The 16,060-nt window shown below is 54.2% G+C and carries 17 protein-coding genes; 7 read left to right on the top strand and 10 right to left on the bottom strand.

The annotated features are described in order from the left end of the window. Window positions 1-324 precede the first annotated feature (324 nt). Window positions 325-1,089 (bottom strand): IclR family transcriptional regulator, encoded by a 765-nt coding sequence (locus NKF26_RS17330; protein ID WP_253227035.1) that lies wholly within the window; start codon window positions 1,087-1,089, stop codon window positions 325-327. A 161-nt stretch (window positions 1,090-1,250) separates the two neighbouring features. Here NKF26_RS17330 and NKF26_RS17325 point away from each other — a divergent pair, with 161 nt between their 5' ends. Together NKF26_RS17325 and NKF26_RS17320 are read left to right on the top strand one after the other, a co-directional pair. Continuing rightward, entirely contained in the window at window positions 1,251-2,591 is a 1,341-nt protein-coding gene (locus tag NKF26_RS17325; RefSeq protein WP_253227036.1) for an MFS transporter, read from the top strand. A gap of 112 nt (window positions 2,592-2,703) precedes the next feature. Then, window positions 2,704-3,009, top strand: coding sequence for an L-rhamnose mutarotase (locus tag NKF26_RS17320; protein ID WP_253227037.1), 306 nt, complete (start codon window positions 2,704-2,706; stop codon window positions 3,007-3,009). A gap of 767 nt (window positions 3,010-3,776) precedes the next feature. Here the strand turns inward: NKF26_RS17320 and NKF26_RS17315 are convergent. From NKF26_RS17315 to NKF26_RS17300, 4 genes are all read right to left on the bottom strand, one after another. Further along, window positions 3,777-4,466 (bottom strand): 4-carboxy-4-hydroxy-2-oxoadipate aldolase/oxaloacetate decarboxylase, encoded by a 690-nt coding sequence (locus NKF26_RS17315; RefSeq protein WP_369682167.1) that lies wholly within the window; start codon window positions 4,464-4,466, stop codon window positions 3,777-3,779. Window positions 4,467-4,661: 195 nt separating this feature from the next. Continuing rightward, window positions 4,662-5,690, bottom strand: coding sequence for a zinc-binding dehydrogenase (locus NKF26_RS17310; RefSeq protein ID WP_253227076.1), 1,029 nt, complete (start codon window positions 5,688-5,690; stop codon window positions 4,662-4,664). Between the two features lie 36 nt (window positions 5,691-5,726). After that, on the bottom strand, window positions 5,727-6,641 hold the full coding sequence (locus NKF26_RS17305; RefSeq protein WP_253234662.1) for an NAD(P)-dependent oxidoreductase: 915 nt from the start codon (window positions 6,639-6,641) through the stop codon (window positions 5,727-5,729). Window positions 6,642-6,900: 259 nt separating this feature from the next. Continuing rightward, window positions 6,901-7,674 (bottom strand): IclR family transcriptional regulator, encoded by a 774-nt coding sequence (locus tag NKF26_RS17300; RefSeq protein ID WP_253227039.1) that lies wholly within the window; start codon window positions 7,672-7,674, stop codon window positions 6,901-6,903. Window positions 7,675-7,846: 172 nt separating this feature from the next. Here NKF26_RS17300 and NKF26_RS17295 point away from each other — a divergent pair, with 172 nt between their 5' ends. The 4 genes from NKF26_RS17295 (at window position 7,847) to NKF26_RS17280 (ending at window position 11,527) form a co-directional block, all read left to right on the top strand. Beyond that, window positions 7,847-8,497, top strand: coding sequence for an MBL fold metallo-hydrolase (locus NKF26_RS17295; RefSeq protein WP_253227040.1), 651 nt, complete (start codon window positions 7,847-7,849; stop codon window positions 8,495-8,497). Between the two features lie 140 nt (window positions 8,498-8,637). Then, complete coding sequence (locus NKF26_RS17290; RefSeq protein ID WP_253227041.1) at window positions 8,638-9,615, top strand: TRAP transporter substrate-binding protein; 978 nt, start codon at window positions 8,638-8,640, stop codon at window positions 9,613-9,615. A gap of 138 nt (window positions 9,616-9,753) precedes the next feature. Then, complete coding sequence (locus NKF26_RS17285; protein WP_253227042.1) at window positions 9,754-10,233, top strand: TRAP transporter small permease subunit; 480 nt, start codon at window positions 9,754-9,756, stop codon at window positions 10,231-10,233. Continuing rightward, the gene (locus tag NKF26_RS17280) at window positions 10,226-11,527 is read left to right on the top strand and encodes a TRAP transporter large permease (RefSeq protein ID WP_253227043.1); all 1,302 of its coding nucleotides are present in this window, start codon (window positions 10,226-10,228) and stop codon (window positions 11,525-11,527) included. Before NKF26_RS17285 ends, NKF26_RS17280 begins: the two co-directional genes overlap by 8 nt. Before the next feature lie 72 nt (window positions 11,528-11,599). Here NKF26_RS17280 and NKF26_RS17275 read toward each other — a convergent pair whose 3' ends face one another. Continuing rightward, a complete protein-coding gene (locus tag NKF26_RS17275; RefSeq protein ID WP_253227044.1) occupies window positions 11,600-11,914 on the bottom strand; it encodes a hypothetical protein in 315 nt (104 codons plus the stop codon). A 9-nt stretch (window positions 11,915-11,923) separates the two neighbouring features. Here NKF26_RS17275 and NKF26_RS17270 point away from each other — a divergent pair, with 9 nt between their 5' ends. Next, a complete protein-coding gene (locus tag NKF26_RS17270; protein ID WP_253227045.1) occupies window positions 11,924-12,358 on the top strand; it encodes a universal stress protein in 435 nt (144 codons plus the stop codon). Window positions 12,359-12,637: 279 nt separating this feature from the next. On the opposite strand, the gene NKF26_RS17265 is transcribed toward NKF26_RS17270, so the two are convergent. The 4 genes from NKF26_RS17265 to NKF26_RS17250 all read right to left on the bottom strand — a co-directional run bounded on the left by NKF26_RS17265 (window position 12,638) and on the right by NKF26_RS17250 (window position 15,804). Then, window positions 12,638-13,585, bottom strand: coding sequence for a 3-hydroxyacyl-CoA dehydrogenase NAD-binding domain-containing protein (locus tag NKF26_RS17265; protein WP_253227046.1), 948 nt, complete (start codon window positions 13,583-13,585; stop codon window positions 12,638-12,640). After that, a complete protein-coding gene (locus tag NKF26_RS17260) occupies window positions 13,582-14,112 on the bottom strand; it encodes an amino acid-binding protein (protein ID WP_253227047.1) in 531 nt (176 codons plus the stop codon). Before NKF26_RS17260 ends, NKF26_RS17265 begins: the two co-directional genes overlap by 4 nt. 146 nt (window positions 14,113-14,258) lie before the next feature. Then, window positions 14,259-14,993: a type I 3-dehydroquinate dehydratase gene (locus tag NKF26_RS17255; RefSeq protein ID WP_253227048.1), complete on the bottom strand. Its 735-nt coding sequence runs from the start codon at window positions 14,991-14,993 to the stop codon at window positions 14,259-14,261. 97 nt (window positions 14,994-15,090) lie between these two features. Next, window positions 15,091-15,804: a type I 3-dehydroquinate dehydratase gene (locus tag NKF26_RS17250; RefSeq protein WP_256487712.1), complete on the bottom strand. Its 714-nt coding sequence runs from the start codon at window positions 15,802-15,804 to the stop codon at window positions 15,091-15,093. Between the last annotated feature and the right edge of the window lie 256 nt (window positions 15,805-16,060).

The raw sequence follows: 16,060 nt of genomic DNA, 5'->3' as shown, positions 1-16,060 counted from the left end.
AACGGACAGTTAGAAAGCATGGGGGAGTGGCAAAACGGAAATATTCATCGACAATTTGTCCTTTTTCGGCATCGCCGGAAATGATGTTGTATTGCCGTTACATCAATAGTCATGTAATGGTGTTCTGGGAGGGGGTGTACGCCGTCAGACCGATTCCGCTACCGATTGAAGGCTGATCGGTACGTTGTATTCCTGTTTTGGGTTTCTCATGAGAGGGAGGATTCGATCGTTGCTATTCCGTACGGCGAGTTCAAGAAACAGAGAATTGATGCATCGAATTATCGGATATCGGTCGATACCCCGCCCCATTGGAGCGATTTCCGCTTATTCCGAATACTTCAAGTTCACCTCGATGACGTTCGCCGCGCTTTTCACGCGCTGTGGGAGGTCGTTTTCCATTCGATCACCCTGCATTCGACTCATCGGTCCGGAAACGCTCACAGCTGCGATGACTTCTCCACCGTCTCCGATGATTGGAACTGCCACGCACCGCATCCTGTCTACCCGCTCCCCATTGTCGGTGGCGTACCCTCGATCTCTGATCGTTTCCAACTCCTCGAACAGGGTTTCACGGTCGGTTATCGTGTTTTCGTTCACCTGGACGAGTCCATGTTCGTCGATGATCCGCTCGATTTCCCTTCTCGGTCGGTTCGCCATGATCACCTTTCCCATCGCAGTCGTGTGAAGGGGAACTCTCATTCCGGGATGCGTATCGATGGTAACGGCGTTTTCACCTTTCGCCTTGTAGAGGAAGACGGCTAACCCGTGCTCTTCGATCCCCAAATTGGCGTGTTCGCCGGTCTCAGTGGCTAGATTTTCGACGACTGGACGTGCCACTCGGTATACTCGCATGCTCTTGCGAGCGTATCCTCCGTATTCCAAGAATCGAGCACCGAGGCGATATCCGTCCGGTGTATCCACGATGAGTTGTAGCTTCGTGAGCGTCGTCAGGTGATCGTGAGCCGTGCTCTTGGGGACGCCAACGTGTTCGGCAATCCCGGAAAGTGTTGGTTCGTCCAATTCTTTGATCGCATCGACGATCTGAATCATCGTTCCAGCGGATTTGACGCGGAGATCTCGTTGCACCATGTCAATTGTATACATACAAGAGCTCAGTATTAATCGTTCGGTATTACCCAACGCTTCGTCCGGGAGTTCGACCAGTACCCGTCTCATTCACTCCTTGAATCCGGCTTCGTGGATAAAAGATAACCACAATACTTTTGTAACGTTAGAAAATTAGGTGAGGTATGGGATCATCCCTCACGGATAGTGGTGAACTTACTCGTGAACATTGGCGTTGGGTAATCCTCGCATCGATGGCGGATTATATCGATGCAGGGTCGATCGTTGCCGGGGCAGCGGCACTTTCGATTTGGGCCAACGCGTTTCACATGAACGATTCACTCGTCGGATTGTTAGGCGCGTTTAGTTCGAATGCCATCTCGGCCGGTGTCGGAGCATTGATCGGTGGACGGCTTGGCGATAAAGTCGGCCGAAAGAAGTTGTATCAGTACGACTTACTGGTGTACATCGTCGGCGCGGCGATACTCATGCTCGCGAACTCACAATGGGTTCTGATCCTCGGATACTTGATCCTAGGACTCGCCGTCGGTGCGGACATCCCGACCTCGTGGGCCTTGGTTTCGGAAATCTCGCCGTCGGGCTCGCGAGCGAAACTAATGGGTCTCGGGAACATATTCTGGTACATCGGTCCGCTCGTTACACTCGGTCTCGCGTTGTTAGTTAGCGACATGGGCATGCTGGGAGTACGGATCCTCTTCGCCCATCTCATCGTTGTCGCAGCCGTCACCTGGTATCTTCGCCGTGGTCTCGTCGAGTCGGAACGATGGAAAAAAGCCCATTCGGAAGAAGAGTCCTCGGGTTCGGATCGCGACGGGACGACTATGGGAACGAGTTCGAAGATCCACCAACTGTTTTCCGATGCCAATCTCCGCTCCTTGGTGTTCGTCACCAGCGTGTACGGCCTCTGGAATCTGGTTGCGGGAACGTACGGGTTCTTCCTCCCGTATATCCTCCACTCGGTCGGTGGGTCGAGCCCTGCCGAGGGTGACGCGCTTCAGGCGCTCTGGTTCATCTCCGCGATCATCTCGGTCGCATTCGTCTTCATGCGATACGGTGATCGACCGAACCGTAAACCGCTGTACATCGTGAGTGCGGGAATGCAGACGCTCGCTTTCGTTCTGTTCATCTTCTTCCCGGTGTCGAACACGATGGTAGCCATTGCGAACGTCGTTCTCTTTGGCTTCGGACAGGGAATCGCGGCGTGGCCGCTCTATCGACTCTGGTCGGTCGAACTCTTTCCCACCCTATTACGGGGCACTGCTCAGGGAGTTATCACCGGGATTCTACGTATCGGCCTCGGGTTTTGGAGCTTGTTCCTTCCGATACTCACGAGGAATACCGGTTTCAAGACGGTCGCGACGATAATGACCGCGTTTCTGCTATTTACATTGATAGTCGGAACGCTCTTCCTGCCGAATACGGGCGGGAAATCCTTGGAGGAGATTCAGCGCGAGCTTCAGTCCACTACTACGGTCTCGACCTCGACCGAAGTGACTGAAGACTAACGGGAAGATACGATTCGACAGACGACTCGTCGGCTTCTTTTTTCTTCACTCGCTAGTGACGCCCAACGATTTTGAGAAAAATCTTTACTGACTCCCAACGTACGAACTGAATATGGAGCGAGTAGCGTTTCATTTAAAGATAGTGCAAGGAAAACGGGATGCGTATCGTGAAGCCCATCAGAACGTCTCCGATGCTCTGGAGGAAGCGTACCTCACTTCGGGCGCGGGGATCGAATCCTACAGCGTTTTCGAAGGAGACGGGCACGTATTCGGGTATCTGGAGGTCGAAAATCCGGATACCATACGCCGCGTGATGGAGACGAGCGAAGCCCAATCGGAGTGGGACGAGATAATGGAACCGATTCTCGAAGACGACGACGAAGAAATCTGGCTGGATGAAGTGTATCGAATGAAATAGATGCAGTGAATAGCGAGGGTCGAGACCAAATATTCCAAAACTATTTACCCAAAATTGTGGCTACCTCTAACAATGGCCAATTTGGATAATATATGGCGAATATTATTCAGGATATATTCAATGATATGGGAATTATTTGCCAATCTCGCAGACTGTGGTTGTAACAGCGTACAAGCAGGGTATTCTATACGCGGACTGGGATGGTCCTCCCTCAAGGGTGTCTACAATCGGCTTCAGTGATTCGAGGAAGAGTGATTTTTGATCAGATAGTGGTACACCCGTCTCGATCGACGTTCACAACCCTCGTACGAATATAACCGGGATGAACAACCACCTTGGACGATCACCGTAAAATTTCGGATTCAATACGGATGAATGGGCCACTTCGATTTTACGGCGTCGATACCAGAGAAGTTTGACGTCGAATACTCCTGTACGAGTGCCTACCGTGTTTCCAAACTTCGTGTGTAACTATTTTTGGATTTATGTACGCGTTCTTCGTTTCTCGAATCGTATCCGTGACCGAGCGATCGATCGACAAAGAAACGAGTATCTCGAAACTCTCACTTGCTATCGTCTTCGAACACTCCCTGCCCAAAATAAGTAGATCTACCGTTGACCGTTTTTGGGGTTGTTAGCGGTTTGAACTCCACCGACAGATCCAGATTGGTGACTCCTAACTCGATCGGGGTGGCCAGTACACTCTCCGGACCGGCTGTGGTCTGTACTGTTACTCCGCGATCAACCCTATTCACCTGTTCGTAGCGTTATTGGACCGAATCTTCGGGGCCGACGACGTCCATGTCCTCGTAGAGCTTGTTGTATCCTTTCGCTTCATAGAGGTACGTACCACCTTCCACGAGTTCGCGCGTGTCTCCCTCGGCGGCGAATTTCTCACGGGCGGCTTCGAGCACCTCCTCCGCGTTTTCACCGGGAACAACAGTCACACCGTCATCGTCACCGACCAGGATATCGCCCGGATCGACCGCGACTTCGCCACACGTCACAGTGACGTTGATCGATCCAGGGCTCTGCTTCAGCGGACCCTGTGGGTGGATCCCCCGAGCGTATACGGGGAACTCCATCTCCTCGATATCTGCACTATCGCGGATCGCACCGTCGATGATGATGCCGGCGAGGTCGTTCGCCTTACAGGAGGCACACATGAGTTCGCCGAGGTGGGCAGTTTCGACGTAGCCATTTGCATCGATGACGAGCACGTCGCCCGGTTCGGCCATCGTGATCGCTTTGTGGATGATGAGGTTATCACCTGGCTCGGCTTTCACAGTCACCGCAGTTCCCACGAGGGTCGCTCCGTCGTATACCGGCTTGATCCCGGAGTCCATCGCGAAGCGCACATTTCCCGTCACATCCGACGCAACGGAACTGGGGATCCCTTCGAATCCTTCAACGACTGTACTATCAGGTCGTTCTATCTCTGGCTCTACAGTATGCACACTTCTCAAAATGTAATTACCGTACCTTAAACTATCGGTCCCGTAATCCATCATTCGTATCTTACCCTGCGGGGAGCGTCTCCTCGAATGCCCAGAAAGCCTTCGAGGCGTTGCTGAATGGGAAGTTGTGCGATGTCGTTTTCGATATCGCAGAAATCGAAGAAGCGAAACAAAACGATCAGTGATCAGTACCGATTATCGGAACGAGAACATGGGCTTGCAGGTTTGTCCGGCGAGGAAGTCCTCAAACGCTGACGTAGGATCGTCGCTATCGTATCGGGTATCGATGATCGTATCCACGTTGACAGCGCCGACTTCGAGCACGTTCACCGCCTGCTTGTAGTTCTCCCGCGTTGCCCCGTAGGAGGTTTTGACGTCGCGCTCACCGCGGACGATCGGTGAGAAGAACAGTTCACTCGCCTCACCGGGTAGGCCAACGACGATTACCTCACCGCCTTTTCGTACATACTCGACGGCTGTCTCAACGCCGCTTTTGTGACCGGTCGTGTCGAATACCGTGTCGACACCGATCCCATCGGTAACCTCCTCTACGTACTCGTTGAGATTCGTCTCGCTGATGTCGACGGTTTCTATCCCGAGTTCCTCGGCGAGCGGCAGACGGTACTCCGTGTCTTTTCCGAGTCCAGAGACGATGACGTGTGCGCCAAGTGAGTCGAGCAATGCGGCGATCAGCATACCGATCGGTCCCGGTCCTTGAACGAGGGCTGTATCTCCGGGGGTCACGTCTGCCCGCTCGTAGGACGCTCGTGCTGCAATCGCGAGCGGCTCCGTGACCGCAGCGTGGCGTGTCTCGATCTTATCGGGAATCACGATTAGCTGGTTCGCGTCGACAGTCGTGTACTCCGAGTAAGCACCGTCGGTCTCCATTCCCACGAGCGTCGTATTTTGACAGACGTTCTCCTCGCCGATTTCGCACTGGTGACACTCTCCACAGGGATGGATCGGGATTTCGACCACCGTCTCACCGACCGAGACACGGGAGACGTTCTCGCCGATTTCAACGACTGTGCCTACGTATTCGTGACCCATCACGCGTGGCATCTTTACCCATTCGAACCCATCCATTTGCAAGTATGCGTGGACGTCGCTGCCACAGACGCCAGCGTACTCGACTCGAACCAGAACCTCGTCGGCGCTTGGACTCGGCTGACTCACTTCCTGCACTTCGACTTCTTCACGACCAGTTTGAACGATGGCTTTCATCGTCTTGCCTACCGGTTTGTTGGATTGGCGCGCCATTTAGTTGGGGGTCTGAAGTGTGTTCGGCGGGCTGTCCCATTCGGATGCATCGTCCTGTGGTTCGTAGCCGAGGACAGCCTTCGCATGTTCAGTGTCGAACCAGCGGGCGGCGTTGTCACTGACTGCGTAGAACGCGTCGTACGTCACTGTGTCGTCCTGTAGGCAGCATTCGAGTAGGTGTGCGAAATCACGCTGCGAGGTCCAAGTCGCTTTCAGTCGCTTCACCATCCGCTCGTACTCCTCGCTCCCGCGCTCCCAAGAGCCAGTCTGAGACTGGTCCCAGACCTCGCCTTCCTCGACTGTATCCTCGTCACCGCGTTCGACACCGCGTTCGGCGTCCCCGTATGGATGGTCGTAAGCTTCTGTACGGACACTGGAAATCCGGAGTGCGTATACCTGTTCAGGTGCGCCGTCCCGACGGGCGTGAACCTGACAGATATGTTCGCCGAAGACCTTCGATGCACCGTAGTAACCGTCCGGCTTTGGGAGGGTTTCGTGGGTGAGTCGAAGTGGATCGTACTCGCTTGGATACTCCTCTTCGTAGAGTTCGGGTTCGTGTTCCTCTTCGTAGAGACCCATCGCACGCTGTGAAGAGGCGAAGACGAGTTTCGGGACGCCCGCTTCTTTCATCGCTCGCAAGACGTTGTAGGTGCCGACGATATTCGGTTCGATGATTCCTTCAAAGTCGGCGCCGGCGTCTGACTGGGCCGCAAGATGGATTACGGCATCTTGACCGTCGAACGCGGGTCGGATTGCTTCGTAGTCAGAGATGTCTGCGACGTGCGTCTCGTACTCAGGGTGGTCGTTCCGGTCGAGGAAGGTGAACTCGTAGTCCCCCTTCTCAAGGAGATGGTTCATGATCGCCTCTCCGGCCTCACCGTACGGTCCGGTGACCAGAACTCTTTGCTTGCTCATCGATAGGGAAATGCGCAACTATCGTTATATATCTTTTTGTCGACCTTCTAGAGCTGCGTCTCACAACCCGGGTATACTCGACGCTAACAGCCGATCCGCGTCTATTCGACAGATCCGATTCCTGAGATGGATCGATCTGGAGCTTCAATATTATTGAACCACGCTGTCGAGAGATCCTTACCGTGACAGTGATATCAGTGTAAAGACAAGGTCGGGCATCCATTACACTACTATGCTTGTAATTCAGATGGGTGGTGAGCTAATACTGCTTGAGTTTTAGCTCGATAATGTTCTTCTTATCGAACAGTTCGGGGGCAATCTCGTCTTCAATTCGCTCGTCGCTCATGCGGCTAATCGGCCCACTGAGGCTGATTGCACCGAGCACCGAGTGATTCTTCGACATTATTGGAACAGCGGCAGCACAGACGCCGCCGAAGTGCTCACCGCGATTGATGGAGTATCCTCGTTCGCGAATCGTTTCAAGGTCGCTCATCAACTCCTCGTAGTCGTCGATAGTACCCTCCGTTGACCGCGGGAGTCCACGACGTTCGAGAATATCTTCACACTTCTCCTTCGGGAGATGAGCAAGCATCGACTTACCCGTCGCCGTCGTGTGCATGTAGAAGTGATCACCGAGCGGAGCGTTGTCGTCGATCGACTCTGCGTTCTCGGACTTGTACAGTTGCACCATATATCCGTTCTCGATCGTCGCGAGGTTGGCGATTTCGCCGAGTTGCTCCTGGAGATCGTCAACTTCGTTTTTCGCCGCCCGGAAGAGGGGCATCTCATCGCGGAGTTCCCCTCCGGTCCGGAGAAAGAGGAGACTACAGTGGTACTCACCATCCGATTTCACCACATAACCGCTATCCACGAGGGTTGCTAAGTGAATGTGAGTCGTGCTCATCGGCATATCCAGCGCCTGCGCCACGGCCGAGAGCGTCGCCGGCCCATCCGTCCGCAGGTATTCGATCATATCGAAGGCCTGCTTGACGCTTTTTAGCGTCCGACGCCCGTCTTCGTTCTCCTGTGTCATAGTTTCTCAAAGGAATAAGGGCGTGATAAGACCTCCGAAAACTTCGACTATGTTGAAATCCAGTCTCGGCATCGATTGGATAGTTTCGTGTGCGCACTCGACCGCCTGGATAGGCGTTGTACCCCGTTTTTCGGTAGATTTATCCAATACGCTGCTCGACTATTCCACCGGAATGACTGCCGAAGAGGTAACAGACGGTATCTACAAGGTACAGTTCGAACATGTCCGAGTGTACATCCTTGAGGACGTCCCCGAGGGTAAGACGACTCTCATCGACACTGGGTTCGACGAGAATGGCGAGGAACTCGTCGAGACGATTCGTGAGGAGTTTGGAACGATAGATCGAGTGATCCTCACTCACGGTGACCACGGGCACCACGGTGGCCTCCCGTTCGTCATGGAGGCGTTCGAACCGGAGTTCCTCGCGGCCGATGACGAAACCAAACTCTACGAAGCAATCGACTACGAACCGGACCATCGTTTCACGGATGGCGATGTCCTCGACGGAAATATCGAGGTCATTCAAATACCTGGCCACACGAAGGCGACGTCTGCACTGCTCCTCCGCGACCGCGACATCCTCATCTCGGGGGATGCGCTCGACGGCGCCGACCGCGCCGGATTACCTGCGGGCTATCTCCTCCCGCCGCCGGCCCTGTTCAACGATGACCACAAGGCCGCGGAAATCAATCTTTACGACCTGCTCCAGTACGACTTCGATACCGTCCTCGTCTTCCACGGGTCGAACGTCTTCGAGAACCCGAAGGGGAAACTTGACGATTTTCTCGTCGAGCGGGAGTGGGATCCGCGGCCGGATAACTGACCCGTTCGGCGCGTCGTTGTTAATTGTTCATCACAATCTTTATTATAGATGGGTCGGGTCGGATTAGTATGGTGCATGACCAGACAGCGCAGTCTCGGCGGAGCCTATTAAAAAAGAGCGGTGCGGCACTCAGTATCGGGATGGCCGGCCTCGCAGGTTGTTCCACTAACAGTGATTCGAACTCACAATCGGGCGGCGATACGCAGACGATTACGCTCGCGACGACTCAGCCGCCGAAGAATATCTCGGTGAAGGCCGCGAAGAAGCACTTCATCCAGCCTCTCGAAGAGAAATCCGACGGAGAGATTTCAGTCAACCTGAAAGCTGGATCACTCGGTGGAACGGAGGACAATCTCGATGCCCTCGAAAGCGGGACGGTCGACATCCTTCACGAGAGCCCGACCGCCCTCGCACAGCGGTGGGCGTCCAAGTACTCCTTCGCTGGTGACCCGTTCGTTATCAAAGACATGGACCACTATCAAGCGGTCACGGACAAGTACCTGAAGCCGGACGACGGTCTGAACGGGATTCTCAAGAAGAACGGTGTCCAACTGGGTGATGCGTTCTATGTCGGCAATCGTGGTTTCACTAGTAATTCCACAGTAAAGACCCCCAAAGACGTACAAGGCATGAAACTCCGTCTCCCACAGTACGATACGTGGACCAAAGTCTGGGGAGAAATCGGAGCGGATGTCACTCCGGTTGCGTATGACGAACTCTACTCGGCACTCCAAACAGGCGTCGTCGATGCCTCCGAAGGCCCCATCTCGCAGTTCCTTTCGGTCAGCCTCTACGAGGTTCAGTCACACTTCAGCGTCACAAATCATTTGCTTGGCACGAAGCACTTCCTCTACAATCAGAAGTTCATGAAGGGGCTCAGTGACGACAATCGTGACCTCATCACGTCGACCGCGAGTGATGCCGTGAAAAAGATGACCGACCAGATCAAGAACAACGAGTCGAGTCTCTACGAGGAAGCGAAACAGAAAGGAACAACCGTCGTTCCAGCGGATAAGGTGGACCGTAAGGCTTTCGTGAACGCCGGAATGCCAGCGCTCAAGCAGCTCTCGAAGAACAAGTGGGCAGTCAACATCAACGACATCCTCAACCTTGGATAGATTCCCAGCTCCCATAGATGATCAGCGGTAGGACACACCACGGTCGAGTCCGTATCGCACCACGTTGATCGAGGCATCTATCCTGATCATTCAACGAAGAACCAAAATGTTTTTAGTGAACGGGCGGGGTTTCCCACTATGGCGCAGAACTGGTTAGACCGGATCACCACCTCATTAGGGGTGGTCTTACTAAATGTAATGCTGGTAGTAGGACTCCTTCAGGTGGTCAGTCGCTACATTACTTTCCCCATCGACCTCAACTGGACCTACGTAGTCGCGAGAACTGTCTTGGCAATAATGACGATTATCGCACTTCCATATCTATTCCAGAACGAGGCGGACATCTCGTTCCTCCCCGTTCTAAAACGTGTCATCACCAGGACCGACCAGGTGTTGTTCGTCCGGAACATCCTTATGGCGTTCTTCTCCGCCACGCTCGTGTTGTCCGCGTATCGAGCGACCGGGGTCTCCGGGGACACCGCGCTTCCGATGATTGAGTGGTTCAAGGTCGGCTGGGCGTACGACCTAATCGCGCTGAGTGCCGCCTGTCTCCTCATCGTGGTACTTCTCGATACGCGTACGCGCGTTGCCGAATTCTTGGGGGAGGCCAATGCCTGAGATACTCCTGCTCGTCGCGTTCATCGCCATTCTCATGGCGCTATACGCCGTTGGCGTGCCAGCAGCCTACTCGCTCGGTCTGACTGTCCTCCTCATCATGTTGTTGCCGATTGGCCCGCCTCTGAATCTCGTCGTGATCACGCAACGGTTCTGGGCTGGGATGACTTCGTGGGTCCTCCTCGCCGTTCCGTTCTTCCTCATGGCCGGGCGAATCATGAACATTACCGGAATCACCGACGACATGTTTAATTTCGCCACCGAACTAGTCGGTCCCCTTCCCGGTGGTCTCGCGCAGGTCAACGTCTTCGTTAGTCTGATCTTCTCCGGAATGAGCGGCTCTGCCGTCGCAGACGCTGCAGGTATTGGGAGTGTCGAATACGAGGCGATGACGTCGAATGGCTACGACGGTGATGACGCCGTCGGCATCACCGGCGCATCCGCAATTATCGGACCGATCATCCCGCCAAGCATCCCCGTCGTCGTCTACGCCGTACTCGCGCAACGATCGATCGGGACGCTCTTCGTCGCCGGTATCGTCCCGGGTCTTCTCATGGCCCTCGCGATGGCAGTTACGGCATTCTACCTCGCAAAGCGCGACGGATGGCCGAAGGAAGACAGCCACGACCTCTCGAACCTATTCGAGTCCTTTCTTCGGGCCTTGCCCGGGCTTATCACGCCGCTCATAATCGTCGGCGGGATCCTCGGCGGCGTGTTCACTGCGACGGAAGCCGCGTTGATCGCCGTCGTGTATGCGATACTCCTCGGTGTGTTTTACTATCGCTCGATCGGGCTGACCGACCTGATAGAGGTCAGTAAGAACACGTTCGAGGACACCGCGAGCATCGTCGTCATCTTCGGCTTCGCGAACCTCTACGCGTATTGGTTAACGCTCGCTGGTATCCCTGACTTGATCGGACAGATTCTCGTTGGAATCTCTGCAAGTCCCCCCGTGACGATGCTAATCCTCACTTTCATTTTGTTGATCCTGGGGACGTTCATGGAGGGCACGGCAGTTCTCCTGATCATGGTTCCAATGCTGGTTCCACTCTATCCCACGCTGGGCATCAACGCAGTCCAGTTCGGAATCGTCATGGTAGTCGCCCTCATGTACGGACTTATCACGCCACCCTTCGGCCTGATTCTCTTCGTACTGGAGCGCGTTACTGACGAGTCCCTCGACGATGTCATGCGGTCGATGCTCCCCTACTATCTACCACTGGCGCTCGTCCTCCTCCTGATCATCCTCGTTCCGCCATTAACGCTGGCGGTTCCCCGGGCGTTCGGGCTTTTCTGAGGGACCCGGACTCACCCGTCTTCTCACTGTCCACTATTCGTAGCCTTATCTCGGCGATACTACCGTAACGGGTCAGACGACGATTTCTGTCTTTAGGATCGGGACAACGATCGAGAGGACGGGAATGGATACGAGCGTCGTCGTGACCCTGTTTACCGAGACGTGCTCAGGCAGGGCTACACCACGGACAGCCGTATCACTCGCGAACTCCACGGCGAAAATGACTGGTGGTACAGCAATCGGCATCGCGGTGAGCAAAATAAATACCCAAGCGACTGGTACGTTCCCCAACCCGAGCGCAAGCGCGACGGCGAGACCGATGGGGGAAGCCAACGGGACCGCAGGAACCCACCCGTAGTCACCAACAACTAATAGTGGTGGCTCCATATGGAATCTATGGTCATCGTTGCAGCCATCGACCGTACGGAACGAGCGACAGATGTACTCGCGCAAGCCACTATCCTGGCAGAGAAGTTCGAAGAGGAACTCCACGTCCTGCACGTGATGAAGCGCTCAGAGGCCATCGAAATCGAAGAGGACGGTGCAAATACTGACGAAGCAGTCAGCACGGCCGAGTTGCGAGAGCAAGCCGCACAGCCAGCAAAATCACTCGTGGATACGAACCCAACGGGGGTCGAAACGACGACTGTTGGCCGCATTGGTGATCCGGCGAACGAGATCGTTGAGTACGCGGACGACCTGCAGGCACGTTACGTGGTGATCAGTCCACGACAACGTTCACAGACGGGGAAGTTACTTTTCGGAAGCGTCGCACAAACCGTTCTGCTAAACGCCTCCTGCCCCGTCGTCTCGCTCGCCGACCGATCCTAATACCGCACCGTAGTATGACGAATGTCGGGAGAAATCTACCCTGAGATGGGACGTGGGCAGCCACGACTTTCAGTCGATAGAGCAAGTCGAGACGCAGTATTCGGCGGGAGTAATTACTGTCGTTGAGATCGATGATTAGCTTTTCTGAAACTGGCGTCTATCTCAGCTATTCACGTTAAAATATCTATAGAAACATCTATGGAAGATATTTCCTTCCGTTGGTATAGTAGTTTTGAAATCAGGCTGCGAAAGGAGAATGAGCAGTATGGGACTAGGCCGTCACTCCAAACGACGGATGTCGGCCATGATGGAGACTGCCGTTGCCGATCCGCCGGCACCGTGACCCGAGACACTCAGCAGTCCAGCGTTCTCGGTTGCGAGTTGGACGATGTTCTCGGTACCAGAAACGACGAGTGGGGATTGTTGTGGGATGATCCGTGGTCCGACGCGAATTTCGTCGTCCACGATTTCGCCAACGAGACGGACCGTCCGCCCGTCGGCATTTGCGAGCGACAGCGCACTGCCGGAAGTCCCGACGATTCCGTCAACGGACGCGTCATCGAGCGTGTATTCACGCTCCCCTTGCGCGAGTACGTTCGCGGCGATCACGCACTTGAGTGCGGTATCCGTTCCTTCGACATCGAAAGACGGGTCGGCCTCCGCAACGCCGAGGTCTTGTGCTTCTACGAGCACGTGCTCGTAATCGAGTCCCTCGGCCGCCATCCTCGAGAGGATGAAATTTGCAGTCCCGTTCAGGACACCGCGAAGGGCAGTCACGTGTTCGGGTCCGTAGTCCTCGATTGTTGAAATAACTGGCATCGCCCCTCCGACTGTCGCCTCGAAACGGAGTTCACCTTCGCTCTCCCGTTCAAGCGCCCGAACATCTGCGTATCGTTGTGCGACGGGTCCTTTGTTCGCAAGCACGACGTCCCGGTCTCGTTCAAATGCCGCCCGAATGTGGTCGTAGGCAGGTTGCGCGGTATCGAGCGTCGTGGGAGTCGCTTCAACGAGGACATCGTACTCGCTCGACAGCGCGTCTTCGACGGAATCTATTCCGATATCGTTCGTGTCTCGCTTTTGTGAGAGGGTAGCCTCGACATCGATCCCGTCCGGGTTGACCGACGCACTCGTCGAGTCAGTCAACGCGGTCACGGTGTGACCGTAGTTAGCGGCCATTTCCGCGACTGATGTACCCACGGTGCCTGCACCGATGATCGCGAGTTTCATGCAAATCCACCCGAAAGCGGTTCGATGACGCGGATGTCCTTTTCCGAGGCAATCTCTCGAACCCTTGAGAGGGTGTGCTCCGTCTTGCCCTCTTCGATACCGAGACGGAGTCGCCCACTCGAAATATCGTCGGACCCTTGCGGTGCGGACAACTCGAAATCGGCGATCGTTACGTTCGTGGTATCGCGAATTCGTGTTAGCGTATCAGAAAGTCCGGTGTCGACGAGGTCACCTGAGAGCAGTACGGTTAATGACTCGCTGTATCGCTCCGTTCCCGCCTGAATGACGTTGATTCCCTCTTCGCGGAGTTTGTCAACGATCGTCTCGTACCGCTTCGGCGTCGCTTCGAGGTCTATTTCCACGGGAATGTGGCCACGAGGTGTAATATGCCCTCGTTCGTGATATATCGACAGTAGGTTCCCACCGTTCGCACCGATTGGATGGAGTGCTCGAAGCAACTCTCCGGGTTCGTCGACCAATTCGAGGCGAATCGTGTAGGCGTTCGCCTCGCTTTGTGGTTCGTTCATGTGTAATTCATCCTCCGATAGAGGTTGGTGCACTCTCTCATTGTGAATCACTCACCAGATGCAGTCATATGAATCCCGGCGGTTTGCGTGTAACTGTTCGGGCCAGTGTTGCGGGAATTTGTCAAAGAAGCGAATTTAGGATGGAATTATGCGAACGTCTCTCGCTCAACGAGCTTCTCGCTCAACGATTCGAGTTCGTCGATGTCCTCGCTCGCCGTCTGGAGGATCTCAACGAGCACGGACAGTTTCTTCAGTGGGATCTGTCCTGGAGCGTACTCGTTGGTATCCGAAGCGAGGGGTGCATATCCAAGTTTCGAGCCATAGAGCGGTGCAACGGCGCGGCTGTGACTCCCAATACCGCCCATTGAGATCCCTGCTACGTTCATCCCGTCGTTCGTCGCCGTATTGATGGCCTTCAGAAGACGGAGTACGTCATCGTTGTTCTGCGGATAGGTTGCAACTTTGGCGACATCTCCGTATTGCGCACACTGTTCAAAGATTGCGTTGAGCACGTTTTGCTCCGGTGTCTCGTTGAAGTCGTGGTGAGAAATGATGAGATTGACGTTGTTCTCTCTGAATTCATTGAGAATCCATCCCATCGCACGGGCAGTCTCCAACTCGATATCCACGAGTTCGACTGCGTCGAAGCGAGACGCCGCCGCGAGACGATCGAGTCGTCCAGTGTCGTTCGCTTCGCCGCCGAACCATTTCGTGCGGTTCGTCGCAATTATCGGGAGTGAGCCGTCGTAATCACGAAGTTGACCAATCGGGTCTTGTGCGCTGTCCATCCGGAATTCGAGGACGTCCGCTGCCTCACGCGCCTCCGGTTCTCGTGTGAGGTCGTTTGTTGTTGCAGCCAGTGCGAAGCCATCCAGTTTCATGCGGTAGTGTCTCTCAATCCAAGGTATAAATCTTCGCCGGACAAAATCAATACTCCTTATACATACTAGAGGAGATCCTGGCCCGTCGATCGTACGCTCACTCGGAGACTGCTGGGAAGTTGTCCTTGAGAACGTCCATTAATTCTACGTCATCGCCACCGTGCGCTACCGACTCGATTAGGGAAGCTAATTCTTCCAGCACGATTTGACCCGGTTCGGCTATCTTCTCGTCAAGTGGGGCGTATCCGATCCGAGAGCCATAGAATGGCCCGATGATCCGGGTATGTAGACCTGCTTCACCCATTGCAACCCCGATGATATCAACACCATTCTCGTTAGCCCCGTGAATTACTTGGAGAATATCTAATGCGTCACTTCTAGATTCGGCGAAAACAGAGAATTTAGCGAAATCACCAATTGCACTGCACTCATCTATGATCTGATTGAGCTCCCCAATATTCGGTGTCTTATACTCGTTGTGATAGGAAACGATCGTTTGTGTCTCGATTCCTGAAGCCATCTGCTTGTTCTCTTTCGCGTCTGAAAGGTCAATGTCCACGATTTTGACTGGGTCAAGCTGTGACGCTTGAACTAACGCATCGATGCGATCGACACTATCAATCTCGGTATCTCTCGGTTTCGGATGGTTGGTAACAATGAGTGGCAACTCCCCCTCGTATTCCTGTAATGCGGTAAGTGGATCTTCAACTGAGGACATCGGAAACTCGACATAGTCACCGCACGAACGTGCTCGCGACTCCTGAGACAGAGTAGAGGTGATCGCCGCGAGTGTAAAGTCATCGATCGACATAGGAAAATATAGTTCTTAAAGGCACAAAAGTGTATTCGTGACCCTGGACGGGTTATACGGATACTGGCAATAACCAAGCCGGAGAATCGTTTCTGTTAGATTCCGAGATGGTTCAGAACTCCAGTGTGAAGATACCTTACGCAGATTCTCTGCGATAAGTCAGAACAGAGTATATGTAACCCAGATTGAACAAATCGTGTGATGGAAATCATCGAACAAGACTGTGGAAGACTAGTTATGCGATGTTCGTTTCTTC

The organism is Haladaptatus sp. AB618, from assembly GCF_024136965.1.
Classification (GTDB): Archaea; Halobacteriota; Halobacteria; order Halobacteriales; family Haladaptataceae; genus Haladaptatus.
Note: the sequence above shows the minus strand (reverse complement) of the source record. Positions and strands in the feature narration are given on the sequence as shown.

Excerpts from the sequence above, each read along its gene's own strand:
- NKF26_RS17310 (WP_253227076.1), bottom strand. The coding sequence starts at position 5,690 with ATGAAAGCCATCGTTCAAACTGGTCGTGAAGAAGTCGAAGTGCAGGAA.
- NKF26_RS17320 (WP_253227037.1), top strand. The coding sequence starts at position 2,704 with ATGGAGCGAGTAGCGTTTCATTTAAAGATAGTGCAAGGAAAACGGGAT.
- NKF26_RS17270 (WP_253227045.1), top strand. The coding sequence starts at position 11,924 with ATGGTCATCGTTGCAGCCATCGACCGTACGGAACGAGCGACAGATGTA.
- NKF26_RS17295 (WP_253227040.1), top strand. The coding sequence starts at position 7,847 with ATGACTGCCGAAGAGGTAACAGACGGTATCTACAAGGTACAGTTCGAA.
- NKF26_RS17300 (WP_253227039.1), bottom strand. The coding sequence starts at position 7,674 with ATGACACAGGAGAACGAAGACGGGCGTCGGACGCTAAAAAGCGTCAAG.
- NKF26_RS17250 (WP_256487712.1), bottom strand. The coding sequence starts at position 15,804 with ATGTCGATCGATGACTTTACACTCGCGGCGATCACCTCTACTCTGTCT.
- NKF26_RS17280 (WP_253227043.1), top strand. The coding sequence starts at position 10,226 with ATGCCTGAGATACTCCTGCTCGTCGCGTTCATCGCCATTCTCATGGCG.
- NKF26_RS17330 (WP_253227035.1), bottom strand. The coding sequence starts at position 1,089 with ATGGTGCAACGAGATCTCCGCGTCAAATCCGCTGGAACGATGATTCAG.
- NKF26_RS17290 (WP_253227041.1), top strand. The coding sequence starts at position 8,638 with ATGGCCGGCCTCGCAGGTTGTTCCACTAACAGTGATTCGAACTCACAA.
- NKF26_RS17285 (WP_253227042.1), top strand. The coding sequence starts at position 9,754 with ATGGCGCAGAACTGGTTAGACCGGATCACCACCTCATTAGGGGTGGTC.
- NKF26_RS17305 (WP_253234662.1), bottom strand. The coding sequence starts at position 6,641 with ATGAGCAAGCAAAGAGTTCTGGTCACCGGACCGTACGGTGAGGCCGGA.
- NKF26_RS17325 (WP_253227036.1), top strand. The coding sequence starts at position 1,251 with ATGGGATCATCCCTCACGGATAGTGGTGAACTTACTCGTGAACATTGG.
- NKF26_RS17255 (WP_253227048.1), bottom strand. The coding sequence starts at position 14,993 with ATGAAACTGGATGGCTTCGCACTGGCTGCAACAACAAACGACCTCACA.
- NKF26_RS17260 (WP_253227047.1), bottom strand. The coding sequence starts at position 14,112 with ATGAACGAACCACAAAGCGAGGCGAACGCCTACACGATTCGCCTCGAA.
- NKF26_RS17265 (WP_253227046.1), bottom strand. The coding sequence starts at position 13,585 with ATGAAACTCGCGATCATCGGTGCAGGCACCGTGGGTACATCAGTCGCG.
- NKF26_RS17275 (WP_253227044.1), bottom strand. The coding sequence starts at position 11,914 with ATGGAGCCACCACTATTAGTTGTTGGTGACTACGGGTGGGTTCCTGCG.